This window comes from Gracilibacillus sp. D59 (assembly GCF_052246695.1).
In the GTDB taxonomy this organism is placed as follows: Bacteria; Bacillota; Bacilli; order Bacillales; family Amphibacillaceae; genus Gracilibacillus.
The window spans coordinates 681,965-705,254 of sequence record NZ_JBQQCK010000001.1 but is presented as its reverse complement, the minus strand read 5'-3'; the positions used below and the strand labels follow the sequence as shown (position 1 = coordinate 705,254).

At 38.5% G+C, this 23,290-nt stretch carries 25 protein-coding genes; all 25 read left to right on the top strand.

The annotated features are described in order from the left end of the window. Positions 1 to 59: 59 nt before the first annotated feature. The 25 genes from ACTWP4_RS03125 to ACTWP4_RS03005 all read left to right on the top strand — a co-directional run bounded on the left by ACTWP4_RS03125 (position 60) and on the right by ACTWP4_RS03005 (position 23,053). Entirely contained in the window at positions 60 to 2,156 is a 2,097-nt protein-coding gene (locus ACTWP4_RS03125) for a S8 family serine peptidase (RefSeq protein ID WP_443127293.1), read from the top strand. Positions 2,157 to 2,477: 321 nt separating this feature from the next. Beyond that, entirely contained in the window at positions 2,478 to 2,699 is a 222-nt protein-coding gene (locus ACTWP4_RS03120) for an AtpZ/AtpI family protein (RefSeq protein WP_443127292.1), read from the top strand. Between the two features lie 2 nt (positions 2,700 to 2,701). Then, the gene (locus ACTWP4_RS03115; RefSeq protein ID WP_443127291.1) at positions 2,702 to 3,085 is read left to right on the top strand and encodes an ATP synthase subunit I; all 384 of its coding nucleotides are present in this window, start codon (positions 2,702 to 2,704) and stop codon (positions 3,083 to 3,085) included. Positions 3,086 to 3,090: 5 nt separating this feature from the next. After that, a complete protein-coding gene (atpB, locus tag ACTWP4_RS03110; protein WP_443127290.1) occupies positions 3,091 to 3,816 on the top strand; it encodes a F0F1 ATP synthase subunit A in 726 nt (241 codons plus the stop codon). A gap of 48 nt (positions 3,817 to 3,864) precedes the next feature. After that, the gene (gene atpE / locus ACTWP4_RS03105; RefSeq protein WP_443127289.1) at positions 3,865 to 4,077 is read left to right on the top strand and encodes a F0F1 ATP synthase subunit C; all 213 of its coding nucleotides are present in this window, start codon (positions 3,865 to 3,867) and stop codon (positions 4,075 to 4,077) included. A gap of 117 nt (positions 4,078 to 4,194) precedes the next feature. Then, entirely contained in the window at positions 4,195 to 4,722 is a 528-nt protein-coding gene (gene atpF, locus ACTWP4_RS03100; RefSeq protein WP_443127288.1) for a F0F1 ATP synthase subunit B, read from the top strand. Further along, a complete protein-coding gene (locus ACTWP4_RS03095) occupies positions 4,719 to 5,261 on the top strand; it encodes a F0F1 ATP synthase subunit delta (protein ID WP_443127287.1) in 543 nt (180 codons plus the stop codon). Before atpF ends, ACTWP4_RS03095 begins: the two co-directional genes overlap by 4 nt. 21 nt (positions 5,262 to 5,282) lie before the next feature. Then, positions 5,283 to 6,791: a F0F1 ATP synthase subunit alpha gene (gene atpA, locus ACTWP4_RS03090; protein WP_443127286.1), complete on the top strand. Its 1,509-nt coding sequence runs from the start codon at positions 5,283 to 5,285 to the stop codon at positions 6,789 to 6,791. Between the two features lie 224 nt (positions 6,792 to 7,015). Then, positions 7,016 to 7,879, top strand: a complete 864-nt coding sequence (gene atpG / locus ACTWP4_RS03085) for an ATP synthase F1 subunit gamma (protein ID WP_443127285.1) — start codon at positions 7,016 to 7,018, stop codon at positions 7,877 to 7,879. 42 nt (positions 7,880 to 7,921) lie between these two features. Further along, positions 7,922 to 9,325, top strand: coding sequence for a F0F1 ATP synthase subunit beta (gene atpD / locus ACTWP4_RS03080; protein WP_443127284.1), 1,404 nt, complete (start codon positions 7,922 to 7,924; stop codon positions 9,323 to 9,325). Between the two features lie 63 nt (positions 9,326 to 9,388). Further along, positions 9,389 to 9,787 carry a F0F1 ATP synthase subunit epsilon gene (locus ACTWP4_RS03075; RefSeq protein ID WP_443127283.1) on the top strand — a complete coding sequence of 133 codons (399 nt, stop codon included), beginning with the start codon at positions 9,389 to 9,391 and terminating at the stop codon, positions 9,785 to 9,787. Positions 9,788 to 10,170: 383 nt separating this feature from the next. Further along, complete coding sequence (locus tag ACTWP4_RS03070; RefSeq protein ID WP_443127282.1) at positions 10,171 to 10,404, top strand: DUF1146 family protein; 234 nt, start codon at positions 10,171 to 10,173, stop codon at positions 10,402 to 10,404. A gap of 92 nt (positions 10,405 to 10,496) precedes the next feature. After that, positions 10,497 to 11,216 carry a YwmB family TATA-box binding protein gene (locus ACTWP4_RS03065; protein ID WP_443127281.1) on the top strand — a complete coding sequence of 240 codons (720 nt, stop codon included), beginning with the start codon at positions 10,497 to 10,499 and terminating at the stop codon, positions 11,214 to 11,216. 35 nt (positions 11,217 to 11,251) lie between these two features. Beyond that, positions 11,252 to 12,559, top strand: a complete 1,308-nt coding sequence (murA, locus tag ACTWP4_RS03060; RefSeq protein WP_443127280.1) for a UDP-N-acetylglucosamine 1-carboxyvinyltransferase — start codon at positions 11,252 to 11,254, stop codon at positions 12,557 to 12,559. Between the two features lie 614 nt (positions 12,560 to 13,173). Beyond that, positions 13,174 to 14,232, top strand: coding sequence for a stage II sporulation protein D (gene spoIID / locus ACTWP4_RS03055; RefSeq protein WP_443127279.1), 1,059 nt, complete (start codon positions 13,174 to 13,176; stop codon positions 14,230 to 14,232). A gap of 58 nt (positions 14,233 to 14,290) precedes the next feature. After that, positions 14,291 to 15,250: a peptidoglycan DD-metalloendopeptidase family protein gene (locus ACTWP4_RS03050; RefSeq protein ID WP_443127278.1), complete on the top strand. Its 960-nt coding sequence runs from the start codon at positions 14,291 to 14,293 to the stop codon at positions 15,248 to 15,250. A gap of 199 nt (positions 15,251 to 15,449) precedes the next feature. After that, complete coding sequence (locus ACTWP4_RS03045) at positions 15,450 to 16,481, top strand: AimR family lysis-lysogeny pheromone receptor (protein WP_443127277.1); 1,032 nt, start codon at positions 15,450 to 15,452, stop codon at positions 16,479 to 16,481. A 379-nt stretch (positions 16,482 to 16,860) separates the two neighbouring features. Further along, positions 16,861 to 17,151 carry a sporulation transcriptional regulator SpoIIID gene (spoIIID, locus tag ACTWP4_RS03040; protein ID WP_443127276.1) on the top strand — a complete coding sequence of 97 codons (291 nt, stop codon included), beginning with the start codon at positions 16,861 to 16,863 and terminating at the stop codon, positions 17,149 to 17,151. A gap of 290 nt (positions 17,152 to 17,441) precedes the next feature. After that, the gene (locus tag ACTWP4_RS03035; RefSeq protein WP_443127275.1) at positions 17,442 to 18,440 is read left to right on the top strand and encodes a rod shape-determining protein; all 999 of its coding nucleotides are present in this window, start codon (positions 17,442 to 17,444) and stop codon (positions 18,438 to 18,440) included. Positions 18,441 to 18,558: 118 nt separating this feature from the next. Next, on the top strand, positions 18,559 to 19,383 hold the full coding sequence (locus ACTWP4_RS03030; RefSeq protein ID WP_443127274.1) for a flagellar hook-basal body protein: 825 nt from the start codon (positions 18,559 to 18,561) through the stop codon (positions 19,381 to 19,383). 20 nt (positions 19,384 to 19,403) lie between these two features. Beyond that, the gene (locus ACTWP4_RS03025) at positions 19,404 to 20,234 is read left to right on the top strand and encodes a flagellar hook-basal body protein (RefSeq protein WP_443127273.1); all 831 of its coding nucleotides are present in this window, start codon (positions 19,404 to 19,406) and stop codon (positions 20,232 to 20,234) included. Positions 20,235 to 20,263: 29 nt separating this feature from the next. Next, positions 20,264 to 20,569 (top strand): DNA-directed RNA polymerase subunit beta, encoded by a 306-nt coding sequence (locus tag ACTWP4_RS03020; protein WP_443127272.1) that lies wholly within the window; start codon positions 20,264 to 20,266, stop codon positions 20,567 to 20,569. Positions 20,570 to 20,924: 355 nt separating this feature from the next. Further along, positions 20,925 to 21,488 (top strand): hypothetical protein, encoded by a 564-nt coding sequence (locus ACTWP4_RS03015; protein ID WP_443127271.1) that lies wholly within the window; start codon positions 20,925 to 20,927, stop codon positions 21,486 to 21,488. Positions 21,489 to 21,551: 63 nt separating this feature from the next. After that, positions 21,552 to 21,968: a 3-hydroxyacyl-ACP dehydratase FabZ gene (gene fabZ, locus ACTWP4_RS03010; RefSeq protein ID WP_100358985.1), complete on the top strand. Its 417-nt coding sequence runs from the start codon at positions 21,552 to 21,554 to the stop codon at positions 21,966 to 21,968. A gap of 734 nt (positions 21,969 to 22,702) precedes the next feature. Further along, positions 22,703 to 23,053, top strand: a complete 351-nt coding sequence (locus ACTWP4_RS03005; RefSeq protein WP_443127270.1) for a hypothetical protein — start codon at positions 22,703 to 22,705, stop codon at positions 23,051 to 23,053. Positions 23,054 to 23,290: the final 237 nt, after the last annotated feature.

The following is a 23,290-nucleotide window of genomic DNA, read 5'->3' as shown; positions in this document are numbered from 1 at the left end:
CATATCTTCCATCACAATCGTAAACAATAACTCCTATCAACAAAAAAGGAGTGCTTCAAGTGTCATTCTTCTTATCCCTTTTCTTATTTACCGCAGCTGCTATTCCAACCGAATACTCCTTAATTATCGAAGTTGAAGGTAATCCACATGAGTTTGCCGAAGAAATCGAAACATATCATCCGAATGTGGAGATCCTTGCTGTCTATGACACGATCTTTAATGGCGTTGCGATCAAAACTGATCAACGTAACCTCGAACAAATTAAACGACGAACCAACTTTCAACAAACATATTCCGTTCAGAAATATCAAACACAAACAACACAGACAAACATCAATGCAAGTATTCCTTTTTTAATACCTGAACCATTGCCTTATACAGGAAAGGGCGTCAAAGTAGGAGTCATTGATACAGGCATAGATTATAACCATTCAGACTTACAGAACAGTTATAAGGGCGGTTATGATCTTGTTGATTTTGACAAAGATCCTATGGAAACAAAACCGGAGCAAGGCATGCCAACTATGCATGGCACCCATGTCGCAGGAGTGATAGCTGCAGACGGAAAGATGAAAGGAGTTGCTCCAGATGCAGAGTTATACTCCTATCGAGCGCTTGGTCCGGGTGGAACTGGAACATCCGTACAAGTGATGGCAGCAATCGAAAAGGCAGTAAAAGATGGAATGGACATTATCAATCTGTCATTAGGAAATTCGATCAATGGCCCGGACTGGCCGACAAGTGTTGCCGTGAATCGGGCAACAGAGCAAGGGGTCACTGTAGTTATCGCCAATGGTAATACAGGTCCTGATTTATGGACAGTCGGATCACCTGCAACAGCAAATCAGGTCATTTCAGTCGGCGCATCCACTCCCAAGTTGGAACGTCCTTTTTTGTTCGATCGCTTTCATGACAAAAAAATAGAGATGATCCCAATGCAAGGCTCACCTAAATGGAGTTTCCCTCGTGATCTTGAAGTAACAAATAAAGAGGGAAAAATCACACATGATACGATCTTGATTATGGATCGGGGAGAAACCCCTTTTGCTCAATTAGCGAAAGAAGCAGAAGAAAAAGGAGCAGCAGCACTACTAATTGCTAACAATGAAAAAGGGGTATTTCAAGGTGCAGTAGATCCAAATATATCGATACCTGTAGCAGCGATTAGTCAGGAAGATGGCAAATGGTTAAAAGAGAATCCTGGTTATTTAACGGTAGATCATGAAAAGATTCAAGATACGGTAACAGATTTCAGCTCGCGTGGACCCGTTACCGTTAATTGGGGAATAAAACCGGAGATAGTCGCTCCGGGTGCCAGTATTTTAAGTACGGTACCGGGTGGATATCAGGCATTAAGCGGAACAAGTATGGCAGCCCCACATGTGGCAGGTGTACTCGCTCTTTTAAAAGAAGCACACCCGGATTGGACACCTGCTCAATTGAAAGCGGCTATTCTCACAACGGCTGACCCCTTTCAAAACTTCCAGCCAACGGAACAAGGAGCAGGTAAAATTGATCCGGCAGCAGCAATTAAAACAGATACAATCATTCATGAATCATTGTTGGAATTTGGTAAAATAACGGACACCAGTGTACAAAAGGTAAGGAAGCTTACCGTAGAAAATATCTCTGATAATCCGAAGCGATATGCTTTTGAATTACCAAAGCAAGACCAGGACATCCGCTTTCAGTTGCCTAAAAGCTTCACCCTACAACCAGGTGAAAAAAAAGAAATCAAGGTGAAAGCGACGATCAGACCTGGTCAAATGGAACAAGGTATTAAACAAGGCTACCTTTTTTTAAACGACATACCGATTCCGTATATGTTTATAACTGAAGCGCATGATATACCTAAAGGGATGGGCTTAGAATTAACAGTAACACCGCTCGAGGATAGCTATCACTATCAATTATACTTGGTGGAAGAAGCTAAAAAACTTACGATAGATTTATACGATGCCAAAACATTCGCATTCGTTACCACTTTAGTTAAACGTACAGAATTAAAACCAGGCGTCATCGAAGGAGAGATCGAACAACAAAAGCAGCTTAATAACCAATACATTGCTAACATAACCATTGAGACAAACGAAAACCAAACCTACCAATACCAAACGATCTGGGAAGGGCAAGGGGAATTACCAAAAGTGCCCTAATCTAGTCCTTCTGATCCACTCTATATCAGTTGTTTCGAAACACGAAGGAATTTTCACAATTTTTTCGAAAATCGACTGATTTTACGCGATGACTAGTAGGGGAAGGGATCTGCCGAACGGTGTTGAAACTTGTCCGTTTAATTTTGTTTTTTGTCTGTTAAATCGATTGACAATAGGGGACCCCTATTGTATGCTAATTTAGTGTGGATGATAAGGGTTACAGTGGTGTGATAAAAATCACTGAAGAAGAAAAAAACATATGTATATGTGAGTTTTCTTTCTACTACATAGGTAATACGTTTTGTATATAGGAGTGAGTACATGTCACCTCCCCAAAAGAGCCCTTACCATGGACTGGCAATTTACTCAGCAATTTTGTCACAAATTGTCGGTGGCCCATTAATTGGCTTGTTTATCGGTAGAACTATCGACAAGTACCTATCCACATCACCACTTTTTCTAATAATCGGATTACTATTAGGTATAGGAGCCGGTTTATACGGAACCATTCATTACGTACGAAATTTATCGGGAGACGAGTAGCCATGGATCAATACAAAACAATGATAACCCGTCAACGTAAATGGATGTTCTACCTTCTTGCACTTTTTGTTCTTGGCTGGGGATTCACACCTTTTCCAAGAATATTCCTCGGGCTCATCCTTGGAACATCATTAAGTTTTTATAACTTATGGGTAATGCAACGAAAAATCGACCGTTTCGGACAAGCTGTCAGCCATGGAGGCAAGGCAGGAGGAATTGGTACATTTACCCGTTTAGCCACAGCTGTATTAGCGGTTATCATCGCAATGCGTTATGAAGAATATTTCCATTTAATGGCTGTTATTTTGGGATTAATGGCAACCTATGTTGTTATTATGATAGATTTTTTAGTATCTAGAAAACAAGAGCAAAAGGAAGTGAGGTGAAGGAATTGGATCACGAATCACCACTGTATCATGATCTGTTTGGTATTCCATGGTTAGATTTTAACTTGTCCACTTTGCTAATGACATTTATTTCTTGTGTAATTGTATTTATTATTTGTACGTTAGCAGCAAGAAATTTGCAAATGAAGCCGACCGGGTTTCAAAACTTTATGGAGTGGATTATCGAATTTGTTAAGGGTATTATTGGGGATACCATGGATTGGAAAACAGGCAAAGTATTTTTGCCACTAGGTCTAACCTTACTAGTGTACATCTTTATCAGTAACATGCTTGGTGTTATTTTCATGGGTGTATGGGGACATACGCTATGGTGGAAATCACCTACCTCTGACCCATCAGTTACATTAACATTATCTGCGTTAGTGGTTATCTTATCACATTACTATGGTGTAAAAGTAAAAGGTTTCAAGGAGTATGCAAGTGACTTTACCAAACCTGTACCATTTTTACTACCGTTCAAAATTATTGAAGAATTTACGAACACATTAACATTAGGTTTACGTCTCTTCGGTAATATTTTTGCAGGTGAAATTTTATTATCACTTATTACAAGTATGGCCATGATAGTCATACCTGTCACAACCGTCGTTTCAATTATTCCGATGGTAGCATGGCAAGGTTTCAGTCTATTCATTGGTGCGATTCAAGCATTTATTTTCACAATGTTAACAATGGTTTATTTATCTCATAAAGTGAGTTCAGACCATTAAAATAAAAAAATCTTAATTATCTATACATTTTAAAGGAGGAAATAATCAATGGGAGCTTTAGCAGCTGCAATTGCAATTGGTTTAGCGGCACTTGGTGCTGGTGTTGGTAACGGTCTAATCGTAAGTCGTACAGTAGAAGGGATTGCACGTCAACCTGAATTGCGTGGTACACTTCAAACTACAATGTTTATCGGGGTAGCTTTAGTAGAGGCGATTCCAATTTTCGCCGTAGTAATTGCCTTCATGGTAATGGGTAGCTAATAGTTTACTTAAGATAGAATGGCGAAGTTCGTCTACGACAACCTTCGCCATTCCTGTATAAAAGAATATTCCATTCTGAATATAGATGACGACTAATCGTAGGAAGGAGTGAACACTGTGCAACTTTTAGCAGGTGGGCTCATTATTCAAGCTGAAGTCGGCGGTTTAAATGGCGGAAATATGCTCTTCTCACTTGTCAGTTTCTTGATTTTACTTGCATTATTGAAAAAATTCGCGTGGGGTCCATTAATGAGCAAAATGGAAGAACGTGAAAATCATATTGCAACTGAAATTGAAACGGCAGAAAAGAACCGTGCAGACGCAGAAAAAGCATCGCGTGAAGCAAATGAACAACTAAAAGCAACACGTCAGGAAGCACAACAAATTATTGAAGATGCGAAAAAAGCTGGTCAGCAGCAAGAACAAGCGATTATCGAAGCAGCAAACGAAGCATCAGCTCGTATTAAGAAGTCTGCAGAAGAAGATATCGCACGCGAGAAAGAAAAAGCAGTTGAAGCACTTCAGGCACAAGTGGCAACATTGTCAGTACAAATTGCTACTAAGGTGATTGAAAAAGAAATTAGTGTAGAGGATCAAGAACAGTTGATCAGTGAGTACATTAAAGAGGTAGGAGAAGAGCGATGAGTAAAACGAATGTAGCAAAGCGTTATGCAGAAGCTCTTTTTCAAATCGGTGTAGAAAAGGAAACAATTGATTTTCTGGAAACAGAACTCGCAACAGTAAAAGAAGTTTTCCAAACAAACGAAGCATTTCTACAATTTTTACAACATCCAAAAGTAGAAGTAGAAAAGAAACAACAACTACTTAACGAAGCGTTCGCGGGCTTTTCGAAGGATGTATTACATACACTTTCGTTACTTGTTGATCGCCATAATGAATCGATTGTTCCAGAGGTGGTTAATCACTTTATCACTTTTGCAAATGAGGCAAAAGGTGTGAAGGAGGCAACTGTCTATTCGGTTCGCGCATTATCAGATGCGGAAAAACAGGAAATAGAGAATGTATTCACAAAGAAATTGAATATAAAGACGTTAAAGATAAATAACGAGATCGATCCATCTGTTATCGGTGGTGTCAGAATCAGAATTGGCAACACGGTATATGACGGCTCGGTAAAAGGTAAATTGGATCGTCTCGAACGACAAATCGCAAGAGCAAATTAAGGACGATAGGGGTGAAATGGCATGAGCATTAAAGCTGAAGAAATCAGTGCGCTGATTAAACAGCAAATCGAAAGCTATGACTCAGACATCGAAGTGAGCGATGTTGGTACAGTTATCGAAATTGGTGACGGTATCGCACGTGCACACGGACTTGATAATGTAATGTCTGGTGAGCTTGTCGAATTTTCAAATGGTGTCATGGGTATGGCACAAAACTTAGAAGAATCAAATGTCGGGATCGTAATCCTTGGACCTTATACGGAAATTCGTGAAGGTGACGAAGTTCGTCGTACAGGTCGTATTATGGAAGTGCCAGTAGGGGAGGAACTTATTGGTCGTGTCGTAAACCCATTAGGACAACCAGTTGATGGAAAAGGTCCAGTGGAAACTTCGAAAGCACGCCCAATCGAATCTCCAGCACCTGGTGTAATGGATCGTAAATCAGTTGATGAGCCATTACAAACTGGTATCAAAGCGATTGATGCATTAGTACCAATCGGACGTGGTCAACGTGAGTTAATCATCGGGGACCGTCAAACAGGTAAAACAACAGTAGCAATCGATACAATCTTGAATCAGAAAAATGAAGATATGATTTGTATCTATGTTGCAATCGGTCAAAAAGACTCTACCGTACGTGGAACAGTTGAAGTACTACGTAAGTACGGAGCTCTTGATTACACTATTGTCGTATCTGCCGGCGCAAGTGAGCCTGCACCACTTCAATATCTTGCACCATATGCAGGGGTATCAATGGGTGAAGAGTTCATGTACAATGGAAAACACGTTTTAGTTGTATATGATGATTTATCAAAACAAGCGAATGCATACCGTGAGCTTTCCTTATTATTACGCCGCCCGCCAGGACGTGAAGCATTCCCAGGGGATGTATTCTATTTACACTCTCGTCTATTAGAGCGTGCTGCAAAATTAAATGATGATAAAGGTGGAGGTTCTTTAACAGCACTTCCATTCGTTGAGACACAAGCAGGGGATATCTCCGCTTATATTCCAACCAACGTAATTTCAATTACCGATGGTCAAATTTTCTTACAGTCTGACTTATTCTTCTCAGGTGTACGTCCAGCGATCAACCCAGGTCTATCAGTATCACGTGTAGGTGGTTCTGCACAGATCAAAGCGATGAAGAAGGTTGCCGGTACATTGCGTCTGGACTTAGCTTCATTCCGTGAGTTGGAATCTTTTGCACAGTTTGGTTCTGACTTAGATAAAGCAACACAAGCAAAATTAAACCGTGGTGCTCGTACAGTAGAAGTATTAAAACAAGGTCTTCACAAGCCACTAGTGGTAGAAAAACAAGTTATGATCATCTATGCGTTAACAAAAGGTTTCCTAGATGACATTCCTGTTGAAGATATCACACGCTTTGAAGCAGAATTCTTAGCATGGTTAGACAACAATAAACCAGAGCTACTTTCTACAATCAAAGAAACAGGAGCACTAGCAGACGAAGGCGACATGAGCGGTGCAGTAGAAGAATTCAAGAAAACATTTGTCGTATCTGAATAATGATAGAAAAGCGAAAGTGTCCGGTAAGAAACGTATGGCTTGGACTGAAGTGTAGGAGATAAAGGAAACACGACGAAGAATGAGTCGATGTTGACTTATCGTACGAAGCTGAGGGAAAGGCACTAGTTTCTGGACACTCCGACCTAGACAGAAAAGCGAAAATGTCCGGTTAATGACATTTCGTAAGTATAGCGTAAACCTTTTAAGAAAGGGCGGTGAAACACGTGGCATCTCTTAGAGATATCAAAACGCGAATTAATTCCACGCAAAAAACGAAACAGATCACAAAAGCAATGCACATGGTATCTGCTTCGAAGTTAAGTAAAGCAGAGGAATTTGCCAAATCTTATGATCCATATAGTAATAAGATCAAAGAAGTGGTCAACAGTATCGCAGGCAGTGGTCAGGATGCAGAACACCCAATGCTTCAAACACGTGAAGTGAAAAAGACAGCCTATTTTGTCATTACTTCTGATCGTGGTCTTGCGGGAGCTTTTAACAGTGGAATTCTTCGTCAAGTTTATCGCACGATTGAAGAGAAACATCAATCAAAAGATGAATATGCTATTATCGCAGTAGGGCGAATGGCTCGTGACTTTTTCACGAAACGTGATATGCCAATTCTTAAGGAGATCACAGGCCTTTCAGATCAACCTAATTTTGCTGATATCAAAGACTTAACGTCTGAAACGGTACAACTTTTTATTGATGAGGAAATAGATGAATTGGTGATTTTCTATAATCACTTCATCAGTGCGATTTCACAACAGGTAACATCGAAAAAATTATTACCACTTACGGATCTACAAGAAGAATCCGGTGGTACAAAGAGCACATATGAATATGAGCCAAATCAACAAGAAATATTAGATGTATTATTGCCACAATATGCGGAGAGCTTGATTTTCGGTGCACTACTAGACAGTAAAGCGAGTGAGCATGCTTCTCGTATGACTGCTATGAAAAGTGCGACTGATAACGCGGATGAACTTATTGATGATTTGTCATTACAGTACAACCGTGCAAGACAAGCAGCGATCACGCAAGAAATCACCGAAATTGTTGGTGGGGCAGCCGCATTAGAATAATACAATCGTACGGTAGTAAATCTTTAGTTAGGAGGGAAATCGATGGCAAAAGGACACGTTATTCAAATTATGGGACCGGTTGTCGACGTTAAATTCGAAGACGGCCATCTCCCTGAAATTTACAATGCGTTAACAATACAGTATGATGCGAACGGTGAAGCACAAGAGCTAACTGTAGAAGTAGCCCTTCACTTAGGCGATGATTCTGTACGTACAATTGCGATGTCATCTACAGAAGGTCTTCAACGTGGTGCAGAAGTAACAGATTTGAATGCACCTATCTCAGTACCAGTAGGTGATATCACACTAGGTCGTGTCTTCAACGTTTTAGGTGACAAAATTGACCTTGACGAAGAAATTGGTGCAGATGTACGTCGTGACCCAATTCACCGTCAATCACCAAAATTTGAAGACTTAGCAACAGAAACAGAAATTCTAGAAACAGGTATCAAAGTTGTAGACTTATTAGCACCTTATATCAAAGGTGGTAAGATCGGTTTATTTGGTGGTGCGGGTGTAGGTAAAACCGTACTTATTCAAGAGCTGATTAATAACATCGCACAAGAGCACGGTGGTATTTCCGTATTCGCAGGTGTAGGAGAACGTACACGTGAAGGGAACGACCTTTACTATGAAATGAAAGATTCAGGTGTAATTTCCAAAACTGCAATGGTATTCGGCCAAATGAACGAGCCACCAGGAGCACGTATGCGTGTAGCACTAACTGGACTTACAATGGCGGAGTACTTCCGTGATGAGCAAGGTCAGGACGTGTTATTATTCATCGACAACATTTTCCGTTTTACACAAGCAGGTTCAGAGGTATCGGCACTTCTTGGTCGTATGCCATCTGCCGTTGGTTATCAGCCGACACTTGCTACGGAAATGGGTCAATTACAAGAGCGTATCACATCAACTAATAAAGGTTCTGTTACATCAATCCAAGCGATCTACGTACCAGCTGATGACTATACTGACCCGGCACCGGCTACAACGTTCGCTCACTTAGATGCAACGACAAACCTTGATCGTAAATTATCTGAGCAAGGTATTTACCCAGCGGTGGATCCACTTGCTTCTACATCTCGTGCCCTTGACCCTGAAGTAGTAGGAGAAGAGCACTACAATGTTGCGCGTGAAGTACAACAAACATTACAAAAATATAAAGAACTACAAGATATTATCGCAATCTTAGGTATGGATGAATTATCTGATGAAGATAAACTTACCGTGTCTCGTGCGCGTCGTATCCAGTTCTTCTTATCACAAAACTTCCACGTAGCAGAGCAATTTACAGATCAACCAGGTTCATATGTACCAGTCAATGAAACAGTCCAAGGATTCCGCGAAATCCTAGATGGTAAATATGATGACCTTCCAGAAGATGCATTCCGTCTAGTCGGGCGCATTGAAGAAGTAGTAGAAAAAGCAAAAGAAATGGCATAATGGTCATGGGGAAAGGGACATGACCCTCTTTCCCATTTCATTTCAGCCTAAGGAGGGGTTCTGTTGAATACACTAATAGTAAGTGTTGTTACTCCGGATGGCCCTGTTCTGGAAGAATCATTTGAAATGGTTAGCTGTAAAGCTGAGAGTGGAGAGCTCGGGATCTTACCAGGTCACATTCCGCTCGTTGCACCACTGTCTATTAGTTCGGTGCGCTTAAAAGGAGAAAATCCACAACGGATTGCTGTAAGTGGAGGATTCCTTGAGGTTCGTCCTGATAAAGTGACAATTCTTGCACAATCAGCAGAGCGACCTGACGATATTGATATCGAGCGCGCTCGAGCAGCAAAAGAACGAGCAGAACGTCGTTTACAAGCTAAACAAGATGAAATAGATTTCAGAAGGGCAGAATTAGCACTTAAACGTGCCTTAAACCGAATTGAAGTCGTAGAAAATAAATAAGTAAGCAAAAGGGGCAGCCTCAACCGTTTAGGATGAGTGCAGCCCCTTTTCAAGTTGCCAGTAAACCGAAATTCGCAACAATTGCAATACAAAATAAAAATCCGATAATAAAAGGAAAACGCTTTCTCTCATTGTCGGATTTTTATTTCTAACTTAAGTAGGGTTAAAAAACTGTTCATTTCCTCTATCTGTTTACTCCTATCCTTACTTACAACACAAACCCATAATGCAATGGAATTAAATGGGTTATTTATCAATCTGCAGCACTAATAAATTAATATTTTATCTAAATTTCCCGGGAAATATCGAAGAATATCCAATAAAGGCGAATCCTTAATAGATATGTTAAAATAGACAAAAAACAAGTAAACGAGGGATATATTATGATGCAAAGTTTGGCGCAAGAAGGCATAATAGGGATGTTGTCGCATCTCATTTTTATCTTTATAACATGGCAAGTCCTTCAATCACTTAATTTCGACGAATTATTTAGAAAACACAAAGTGTACGAAGCTAGAATATTAATTATCTTCATCACTATAGCAATTGGCTCTACCGTGAGTAACTTTTTCTTAGACTTTTTGAAGTGGTCACAACAATTAATTTACCTTTTTTAAGTTCTAGTTCTATCTTTAAACAAAAATAATTAAATAAGAGTATGAATACTTCATTTCCTGCCAATACTTCTAATAAAAAAGGAGTGCGGGAAATGAAGTATTTTTTTATAACATTTGCGGCAGTAGGAATGATGTTTTTTATAGACCAATTATTAATTGAGACGAAATCGAATATTGATAATCAAAATGAAATAGACGATATGATAGAAATAGTGGATCAACAAAACCTTAATCTATCAAACTTGCAAACTACTATTAAAGAAGAACAAGAAATAGCAGATATACAAAGTTTTATTTCTAGAATCAACGGGTATCAACTAAATATCCAGGGGCAAGGTGTAGATAGAAGTCGTCTGAAATTTGTATCAGACCGCCAAGAAAACGATGGTATAAGCGAATCAATCTTATTAGTGCGCACTAATGAACAACAGAATCGATACCAAGTCATATATACTATTACATTGAATAAAACAACACCGGAAGGACTAAAAGAATATAAAGAAAAGATAAAAACAATTACTAATGGCTTATTTACTGAAAATGCACAAAGTTTTTCTTGTGTTGAGGCATGGAAAAGTGGTATTATAGATATTGTTTGTTTGATAGATTTTGTAAAATCTACACTAAATATGACAGTAATCGACGAAACAAAAGAGTCGCATTTTTATACATGGACTGGATTTACACCTAATTGGGAAAATGAATTAAAGCAAAATGATGAAGAAATAAATCTACAAATCGCAGTCAGAGAGCGGATAGGAGATCGGACAACCGTCACTATAGGAACACCTATCCTAATACATGAATACTAATAATAATGAATATGGTCTACAGAGGAGAATGAGCCTTGGAAAATATCATCGTACGTGGTGGTAGGCAGTTACATGGTATTGTAAGAGTTGAAGGAGCAAAAAATGCCGTACTGCCTGTCATCGCCGCAAGCATAATCGCAAGTGAAGGCAAAAGTATTATACACGAAGTACCTGCTTTGGCAGATGTACACACAATAAATCAAGTATTAACGCATATGAATGCAGAAGTTGACTATCAAAAAAATACCGTAACAGTTGATGCAACAAAACCATTATTAACGGAGGCACCTTTTGAATACGTAAGGAAAATGCGTGCATCTGTCCTTGTTTTAGGACCTCTCTTAGCACGATATGGCCATGCGAAAGTAGCGTTACCAGGTGGCTGTGCAATTGGATCACGACCAATTGATCTACATTTAAAAGGATTTGAAGCAATGGGGGCAAACGTCCATGTCGGAAATGGCTTTGTCGAAGTCTCTACCAGAGATAGACTAAAAGGGGCAAAAATTTATTTAGATATGCCTAGTGTTGGTGCAACAGAAAACATTATGATGGCAGCCGCCCTTGCAAAAGGGAAAACTATTATCGAAAATGCGGCTAAAGAACCAGAGATAGTAGACTTAGCCAATTATTTAAACAAAATGGGTGCTAAAATTATAGGTGCAGGCACAGAGACAATTAAAATTGATGGTGTCGATCAGCTTCATGGAGTAGAGCATACGATTATTCCAGACCGTATTGAAGCAGGAACATTTATGATAGCAGCAGCTATTACAGGTGGTAATGTTTTAATAGAAAATGCTGAGATTGAGCATGTTCGTGCCCTCGTTTCGAAAATGGAAGAGATGGGCGTTAAAATTACCGAAGAGAAAAATGGTATCCGTGTTATTGGACCAAAAAAATTACAATCTACTGATATCAAAACATTACCACATCCAGGATTCCCGACAGATATGCAATCACAAATGATGGCATTGATGCTACAGGCATCCGGTACAGGTGTGATTACTGAAACTGTATTTGAAAACCGTTTTATGCATGTCGAGGAATTCCGCAGAATGAATGCTAAATTAAAAATAGAAGGCCGTAGTGTCATCGTAGAAGGCCCTGTCAATCTTCAAGGGGCAGAAGTAGCTGCGACTGATTTACGTGCCGGAGCAGCCTTGATTTTAGCAGGATTAGTAGCGGAAGGATATACTCGTGTAACTTCTCTACATCATATTGACAGAGGATATGTGGACATTACAGAGAAATTTGCAAAATTAGGAGCAGATATTGAACGGGTATATCAAGGAGAAACTACTATTATAACGGAAGTACAACAACAAGTAGAAGTACAATAATAGGAAGAGGACAGCTTTAAATAGAAGCTAGTCCTCTTTTTTCATTCTTCAGGTGAAAATGACACTAGGATCGACTAACTGGAGCTTATCTTATTGATAAAATGGAGGTAACTTTCCTATGGATTTTCACTCTATCAACCTGATCAAAGTAAAGTGTTAGTAGACGTTGGAGAAGGATAGGCAGTTACAAATTATTTAAGGGATTCACAGTGCAAAAAAGAGCGCGAATCCCGATTATATGTTTTTAAAAGGGATTCACACCCCAAAAAAGAGCGCGAGTCCCGATTATATAGTTTTATAAGGGATTCACAGCCCAAAAAAGAGCGCGAATCCCGATTAAACGCTTTTAAAAGGGATTCACACCCCAAAAAAGAGCGTGAATCCCGATTATACGCATTTATAAGGGATTCACACAAAAAAAGAGAGCGCGAATCCCGATTATATGTTTTTATAAGAGATTCACGCTTCTATATTAGATCGACTTTCTAATATATGTTCATTAAAAGTCCAAGCCTATGTGTCAGTACATCGTTTTTGAGCTATTATTTGTTCTAACCTCCTATTCTTGTGAATAAGATAGAGTAGAAACACAAGAAACACAGAGGAGGTTATTCATGGCCAGATGGCAGAACAAACAAACACCAACAAACTGGAAATTACCAACTATTATCATCATCACTACATTACTTACGCTAATGTTTGTCATCCCAACCCTCATTGTCATACCTTTTACAGGGGATGAATCGACACAAGCATCTGTAGAAACAGAATCAAACAGCAATACAGCAACGGAAACGCCCATTTCATTAGAATCTCCTTTTGATGTTCATGTATTACGAACGGAAACAAATGAAGTGGAAAAAATTCCTTTAGAGAAGTATGTAACTCATGTGGTTGCCTCCGAAATGCCTGCAGATTTTGAAATCGAGGCATTAAAGGCACAGGCATTGGCAGCTAGAACCTTTATTGTTCGATATTTGATGCAAGATAATAAGAAAGAAATTGCTGGTGGAGCCGATGTGACGGATACGGTCGAACATCAAGTATACAAAAATGTAGATGAATTAAGGCAAGTTTGGGGTAGTGATTTTCATTGGAAAATTGACAAAATTACAGAAGCAGTTGCGGCTACCCAAGGAGAGATTATTACGTACAGCAATAAGCCAATCACTGCATCCTTTTTTTCGACGAGTAATGGCTATACAGAAAACTCAGAAGATTACTGGCAAGGCGAATTACCATATTTACGATCTGTAAAAAGTCCGTGGGATGAAGAAATATCCCCTAAGTTTTTCGATCAGAAAATATTCACCAAAGCCGACTTGGAAGAAAAATTAGACATTAATCTCTCAAACTCAGCAGGGGATTTTCAGCTAACAAGAACAGAAAGTAAAAGGGTAGAAACAGCAAAAATTGGTGGAGAAACCTTTTCAGGACGGGACATTCGTGATCACCTCCAGCTACCATCAAGTGATTTCACCATTACCAAAAAGGACAATCATTATGTGTTTACAACTAAAGGGTATGGTCATGGCGTCGGAATGAGCCAATACGGGGCAAATGGGATGGCGAAGGAAGGAAAAACATATAAAGAGATCATTGAATATTACTATCGGGGCGTACAAGTGAGTACGCTAGAACAGGCAACTCCAACACTTTTAGCAAAAAAATAATAATTTCATGTATATTTTTTCCTCTATTTGATCACAATGGTTGCTGAGGTGATGCATAATGGAGGAAAACAAGAACGTTTCAAAAAAGAGTTGGAAACGTATCTTCAAGAAAAGATGGTTTTTTCCTGCTGTATATTTAGCGGTAGCTGCTCTACTTTTAACAGGAGTCCTATGGTACCAAAATGCTAGTAATCAAGCACCAGACTTAGCTGAGGACATGGAGAATCAACTAGATGATCTGAGTACAGGTCAAGAAGGCCAAGATAAAGAGGATGCAACTACTGTCATGCAACAACAGGAAGTACTAAAGATGCCAATTTCAGAAGACTTGCAAGTGGAAATCGTGACCAAATTTTATGATTATGGAGCAAATGCAGAAGAACAAGAACAGGCGCTCATTTTACACCAAAACAAATACTATCAAAGTGATGGTATTGCAATCTCGACTTCTGACGATAAGGCATTTGATGTGAAAGCATCATTGTCTGGTACCGTTACAGAAGTGAAAGATGATCCATTACTAGGTAATGTAGTGAAGATGGAGCATGAGCATGGCATTTCCACATACTATGCTAGTTTAGATGAAGTATTTGCAGAACAAGGCAATGAGCTTAAGCAGGGACAGACCATCGGTACAGCTGGACAAAACACACTAGGCCAAGACAATGGTGTACATGTTCATTTCGAAGTTAGAAAAGACGGAACACCAGTCAACCCAGAGGATTTTATTAATCAACCAATTAATAAAATTGTAGCACCTGACAAAGGTGAAGAAGACAAGGAACCAGCTGCAGAAGATGAAGAAAAAGAAGAAGATAGTTCAGAAGAAAGCGAAAACTCAACAGAGAACGAAGGCACAACAGAAGATGAGAGTTCAACGGAAGAAGGAAACTCAACTGAAAGTGATAGTTCAACAACAGAAGAAGAAAGCTCAACAGAAGACAGCTCAGTTGAATCAGAAGACAATGCAAATTCAGAAAGTGAAACTGAATCATCCAGTGCTATGGAGCATGCGTAAAGGAAATCTCCTTACCTGTGAAAACGGTAAGGAGATTTTTCATTTTTCAACGCTATTCTTATATATTCTACTCAAAAGCTATGAAAATTCCTCAAATAGTGTCGATATCGATAACTATTTGACGAACGATTCTATCAAAAAACCTATTGCATAATTTCTTGAATATGAAATAATAAATAACTGTGAAAGGAGATAGATTATGGCACAAACAAAAACAATGATAGGGACAATTCGAGACTGCTTTGAATCAGAAAATCAATTGCAATTTCCTCAATTTTTAACAATGATTAGCCTGGATAGTGATGAAGCTGCCCAACTAGAACTGGCAAAAGAATTCCTGTTTGCAAGTAAATCGGATTCGGATAAAAGGTTAGCTTTAGAGTATTTTTATATCAATCAATGCTATCAAGAATTACAATGTTTTATAGAAATAAATAAAGAAAGTATGAATGAATTAAATCAGGAGTTAGCTATCATTTATCAATTTATGCTTGATATAAGAAATGGTAAACCAGTTCATGAAATACGAACTAATTCGAAATCGGTTTCCGTTAAACATCCTGAATTAAGATGTTTAAAATACTTTTTACATATTGAAGTAGATATAAAAGTATATAATTATGAACGAATAGGTTACTATTTAAATAAGATACAAAAACAACTACGTCATGTAGATAATCCACTATTTATTACATTCTTTCAGATTAGAATGAAAATCTTATTATTTCAATACTATTGGAAGCGAAATGAGTTAATTTTAGCTAGAAAGCACGCATATGAAGCTTTGCAGATGCCTCACCACGTCAAACAAAAAGCAAAACTCCACCTAGATTTAGCACTGAGTTACCTATACGAAGATTTTCAATCTAGTGTCTATCATATCGAAGAAGCAAATTATATAGCTAGTTGCTTAGACGATCAAAAAACATTAGAACATATCGCTAATCATACTTATCCATTTATTTGTGCCCATTTCGGGGAAGTAGATGGCGTTTCCACAACAGACCCCATAGAAAAAGCACACCTAGAGATCGCAAAAGGGAACTATCAATTGGCAAAGACTATGTTAGAGCACCTAGACATTGTAACTCCATTTACACAATATTACTTAGGCTTAGCAACAAGAAAGCAACATTTTTTCATATATTCTTATCAACACTTTATGGAGAAAAGGAGTGATCACTTTTTTGCAAGGTTGCCACTTAAGGCTTCGGAAGGTTTAGGAATATAAAGAGAAGATGGGAGTGGGAGAAATGTCTATGAAGTTCGTAAAAAAATTAGATCCTGACTACGGTGACATTGGCTAAGATTAAAAAAGTGATGACAGAAGAGTCATCACTTTTTTATGCTTTTTGCAAGATAATTGACCAATCTCGTCAAGTAAAATAAAAGACTCTCCGACCTTATCCAGCAAGGACAAATTCCTCACAACTTGTGTACTGACCCAAAATTTACTGTCATATTGGGGTGTGCAGTTTAATAAGATGGTACAAATTATCTTTTATTTGTCTAAGGTGAGGATGCGATTGTTAGGTATTGTGGATAATTTTATATGGTAGTACTTGTCTCTGTTCACACCTTGGACTGACAACTATTGGGAGGCGAGTGATGTGCATGACTACATCAAAGAGAGAACATTAAGGATTGGAAGGTACATTGTCGAAACGAAGAAAACGGTTCGAGTTATCGCCAAGGAATTTGGAGTTTCAAAAAGTACAGTACACAAAGACCTGACAGAGCGCTTACCAGAAATACATCCCGAACTAGCAAACGAAGTCAAAGACATACTAAGCCACCATAAAGCAATCCGTCACCTAAGAGGCGGAGAAGCGACCAAAGTAAAGTATCAACTTAACGGTAAAAAAGTACCACCCGAAACAGAAGAACTATTAACAAAGTAACAAAATGATATCCTCTCTAATTCATACATATACCTTCAGATGGACACCATACTAATAACAGATACTCCTTGCAATAATTATATTTCTCAAATTCCACTAAAAATAATAAAAATTACGACATTTTTTTACGAAAGCTATAACGATATTCTACAATTTATGATATTATATATAATTAGAGGTATTATGTACCATAATAGAGATAAAGACACCTACAAATAGATTACATAAACATCGCTAATTGGTCGACATAAACTATAAGCAAGGTAATGAAATAGGGAGGATAACCGTACATGTTTTCAAGAGATATCGGAATAGATTTAGGAACTGCGAATGTACTTATTCATGTGAAAGGAAAAGGTATTGTACTTGATGAACCTTCCGTTGTTGCGATGGACCGCAATACGGGAAAAGTCTTAGAAGTTGGTGAAGAAGCACGACGCATGGTTGGACGTACACCAGGTAATATCGAAGCGATTCGCCCGCTAAAGGATGGAGTCATCGCAGATTTTGATGTCACAGAATCGATGCTCAAATATTTTATAAATAAAATCAATGTCAAAGGATTTCTTTCAAAGCCGAGAATGCTGATTTGCTGCCCAACTAACATTACGAAGGTAGAACAAAAGGCAATCAAAGAAGCGGCGGAAAAATCTGGCGGTAAAAAAGTATACTTAGAAGAAGAACCAAAAGTAGCGGCAATCGGTGCAGGTATGGATATTTTCCAACCGAGTGGAAATATGGTTGTTGATATCGGTGGTGGAACAACAGATATTGCTGTACTGTCCATGGGAGATATCGTAACGGCGCAATCGATCAAAATGGCCGGGGATAAATTTGATGGTGAAATTCTTCAACATGTAAAACGTAAATATAAATTATTAATCGGTGAAAGAACTGCAGAAGATATAAAAGTTAATGTGGCTACAGTTTTTCAAGGTGCTCGTAACGAAGAAATCGATATTCGTGGACGTGATATGGTAACGGGTTTACCAAGAACAATTACGATCCGTTCTGAGGAAGTGGAAGAAGCCCTAAGAGAATCGATCTCCTTAATTGTACAATCAGCCAAGACCGTTTTAGAAAAAACACCACCAGAATTATCAGCAGATATTATCGACAGAGGTGTTATTTTAACTGGTGGCGGTGCATTGTTAAACGGTTTAGACCAATTATTGGCAGAAGAACTGAAAGTACCAGTTTTATTAGCGGAAGAACCAATGAATTGTGTAGCAAAAGGAACAGGCATTATGTTAGATAACATTGATAAATTAGAACGATCAATTGTTTAATACATAAGAAACGCGCAGAGCGCCCATTAAGCGACAGGTGACTTTACTGTCTATTTTTCAATGGTCGCTGAAGCTAGAGATTATGAAGCTTTGCGTCACTTGGAGAGGAGTTCGACTCATGCTTAGAGGTTTTTACACAGCTACAAATGGTATGATGGCACAGCAACGTAGACAAGAAGTGTTGTCCAACAACATGACAAATGCGCAAACACCTGGATATAAACAAGATCAAACGACACTTAGAGCCTTTCCGGAGTTATTAATTCATCGTATGGAAAACCGTGATATTCCGAATTCACAAGGTACCACCATACCATCAATGACCGAAATCGGCGCCATTAATACAGGGGTATATGTTCAAGAAACAATACCAGATTTCGTGCAAGGAAGCCTTAAAAAAACAGGCATTTCAACAGATATGGCGTTAGTACAAGGTGAAACACCAGATGAAGATGGGTCCATCTTTTTTACGGTGCAAAATGGTGAAGGGGATGTCCGTTATACAAGAAACGGAAATTTCACTGTTGATGGTGAAGGGAATTTAACGACTAATAATGGCTATTATGTCTTAGATAATACAGGGAACCCGATTAATACGGACAACTTAGATTTTACGGTGACACCTGAAGGAATGGTCCAGGTAGAAGGCGGCGAGATTCCACTGGGTATTGCTTACAGTGCAAATCCTAACGATTTAATAAAAAATGGACAAAACTTATTTGAGCTCGGGGAAGATGGTGCAGCATTAGTGGATGCTAGGGGCGTGGATGGATTGCAATTCAACGTTCAGCAAAATCATTTAGAAAACTCTAATGTGGATGAAGCTAAAACGATGACAGATATGATGCAAGCGTATCGGAGTTTTGAAGCAAACCAAAAAGTAGTCCAACAATATGATCGTAGTTTAGAAAAAGCTGTCAATGAAATTGCGCGACTCGGATAATAATAAAGGGGTAGAAGCAAATGTCAAGAATGACCTTCCAGGCTGCCGTAACGATGGGGCAATTGCAGAAAAAATTAGATAATATCGGAAATAATATTGCAAATGTCAATACAACTGGTTATAAAAACCGTGATGCGAATTTTTCCTCCTTGCTGTCACAGCAAATCAACATCGAGCCAGATCCAACTAATCCAGATGGACGATTAACGCCGGACGGACTGCGTGTTGGAACTGGAGCAAAGCTTGGTCATACCAATTTTAACTTTGCACAAGGATCGTTACAGGTAACGGATCGAAACCTTGATGTTGCACTAATGGAGGACAATCACCTTTTTCAAGTAGCAGTGAACGAAAATGGGCAAGAAGAAGTTCGTTATACAAGAGCAGGTAACTTTTATTTGTCACCGCAGGGAGATAATCAAGTAATGCTTGTTACCTCTGATGGGAATCCTGTCCTTGGAGCTGGTAGAACACCGATTGTGTTAGATGATAATATGGAAGATCTGAAAATTGAGGAAAACGGAACGATCAATGTAACTCGGAATGGCGTGCAGGCTGTCGAAGGACAACTGGAAATTGTCGAAGCAGTACGTCCACGATTGTTAGAAGCTGCCGGAAACAATTTATTCCGTTTATCCGAACAATCTCTAGGAAATTATCCATTTGGCGAGGTCATCAATGGAGTTGGATTGGCAGATGTAAATATGAAAAGTGGTGCATTGGAGGCTTCCAATGTAGACCTGGCAAAACAAACAACAGATATGATTGAAACACAGCGAGCATATCAATTTAATGCACGAACCATCTCAATGCATGACCAAATGAGAGGTCTAATTAATCAGTTGAGATAGTGTTAGTTTTTAATAAGGAGTCATCCCGTATGTCACAAGAAACAAAATCAAAAAATAAAAATGCTGACAAAGCAAATGAACAAAAGAAAGCTCAGTCAAATACAAAAAGTGAAAAAAGAGCAGAAAAGAAAAAGCAAAAACAAAAAGAGAAAAAATATATTCGGCGCGTTGTACCAATTTGGGCGAAAGTTCTGATTGTTGTCGTGTCTAGTTTGTTTGCTTTAATGATCGGTCTCATAGTTGGTTTCAGCATGCTTGGAGATGGCCATCCGATAGACGTCTTAAAGTGGGAAACATGGCAGCATATTATCGACTTTGTTCAAGTGGAAAAATAGTGACTTGGTGGATCTAGTTCAAAAGGGTATAAAAAATGAACAACATTAATGATTAAACACGTGAGTTCGCCAATCGAATTCACGTGTTTTTTGGTTGGAGAAGTTCATGAACAATGGTTTGCAGCAGGTATGAAGGCGTGGTGATTTGTTATGGATTGGTTTATTGCTTTATGTGGCCTCGGTTTAGCTACTGTTGCATTCATGGAAGTAGAGAAGTGTCGCAAATATTCTTTTTGGTTATTTTGCAAATAAATTGACAAGCTATCATACAAAAGGGCGATTACTTAATAGGTAATCGTCTTTCTTATGGAAAGGATTGACCAGGAAAAAGCTCATTATAGAAAGGGAGGCTTTCATGAAGAGCCGTTTTTTAGACCAATTTTATACCATTGACCCTGTTTCAGGTGAGTATATCATCGAAATTGCTTTACATGACTATGATGAGGTATTTAACACGTGGGACTCCTCTGTCTACAATATCAGAGATTTGGATGCAAGTCTGAAATCTTTTCTGGAAGAATTCTCGTATGAAATTGATTCTCATCACAAAATAAAATTAGTATTTGATATGAAAGATGCCACACAAGATACGAATATGGAAAAAAATATTGAACTCGGTGTTCGTAACTACTATAATTATCGTCATTTTGTAATGAACAAGCAAACAATGCAAAGCAGGAAAAAAACGCTCATTTATATTTTGGTATCTACATTATTTATACTTTTATCTACTTTCTTTCAGCTTTCGGAAGAGAACCAATTCTTTCAACAACTCCTTTCATTAAATTTAACGGTTGGTTCGTGGGTTTTTCTGTGGGAAGCATTTTCTCTGCTCTTTATGCAGAGTGGTGATTTATCAAAGAGAAGGAAGCATTATCGAAGAATTGTCGTAGCACCGATCATATTTAGATACCACTAAAGATATGTATTCTTTTTCTGCTTTTTGATATACTTTAGTGGAATAAGGAAAGGAGTCATACATATGGATATTGAACAAATTAAAGAAACGATCCCACACCGTTATCCATTTCTGTTAGTGGATGCAATTACGGAACAAGATGACAAACGAATTGTCGGGAAAAAGAATGTGACGATTAATGAACCATTTTTCCAAGGACACTTCCCAGATTATCCTGTTATGCCTGGCGTATTAATTGTCGAAGCATTAGCACAGGTTGGAGCGGTTGCGATTTTGAGTAAGGAAGAAAATAAAGGTAAGATCGGATTTTTAGCTGGAATTGACAAATGTCGTTTTAAACGTCAGGTAAAGCCAGGAGACCAACTTCTTCTTGAAGTCGAAATTATCCGTATTAAAGGACCAATAGGAAAAGGAAAAGCAGTTGCAACAGTTGACGGCGAACTTGCTTGCGAAGCAGAAATTACATTTGCGGTGAAATAAGTGAAAGGGAAGCTTGCTGAGCTTCTCTTTTTTTTAGGACAAGAAAATTTGCACGGATGTTTAGCCTCAGAACGACCAGAAACGAGACGACTTAGCTTCATCACGTACAAATGGAATTGAACGAAAAATTCATCAAGAGTAAGCAAAGATTTGTTGAATAAACCGGGATAAACGACAAATCCATCAAGGAAGAGCAAAGATTTGTTGAATAAACCGGGATAAACGACAAATCCATCAAGGAAGAGCAAAGATTTGTTGAATAAACCGGTATAAACGACAAAACCAATAAGGAAGAGCAAGGATTTGTAGAATAAATTGGGATAAACGACAAATCCAATAAGGAAGAGCAAAGATTTGTTGAATAAACCGGTATAAACGACAAATCCAATAAGGATGAACAAATCTAGCTTTATTTATCTTCTCAGTTTTCTTCTTTATGAAGGACAATAATTAGCGAGTAACCTATTTTATGTCTATCACGCACATGAAGACAGTATTTTGTAAATATCTTACTTTTTGTCCATCATCCCCCTAATCATCACAAGAAAAACATTTATGCATGAAGGTTTTTCTTATTGCCCAGTTTTTCTATCCCGTAAATTGATCCTCGATACATCCATCCTTCATCCCATTTCAAAATTCAAATCAAAAAAATAATAATAAATTTAATGGCATAATTTGTAGATTAATTGGTTAAGCTACCATTGAACATGACTTAAAGGAGGATAAAACACATGGAATTAAAATACGTTAAGTATCTTTCAGCTTTTCTATTATCACTAGCCCTGTTAGCAGGTTGTGCACAAGGTGATGAAGAAGATCAACCAATGGAAGAAGAACAGCCGCAACAAGAAGAACAAGCTCCGGATGAAGGAAATCAAGGAGAAAATGGTGGTACAAACGGCGGCGAAAATGGCGGCACAAACGGTGGCACTGGCGAGAATAACGGTGGAACCAATGGTGGAACCGGAGAAGATGTCGGTGAAAACACTGAAGAAAACTTAGAGGAAGCTGAAGAAAAAATGGAAGATGCTGTGGAGAATGGTGAAGGACCTATCGAAGACGAAGCTAATCCACAGGAATAATTGATCGCCCAACATAATACGAAATGGTAAAACCCTGTTTCAAATAAAATGAAGCAGGGTTTATTGCTTTGCAGTTAACTATAAAAAATAGAAGATTCCCCGCTCAGACTTTCGGCCCATTATAATTGCAATCATCCCTCATTATTGGTATAGTTATGAAAGTGACTGACCAGTCATTCAATGAAATAAAAAAATGAAACATTACGGGATATGATACCGTATTAGAGAAAGTGGGGC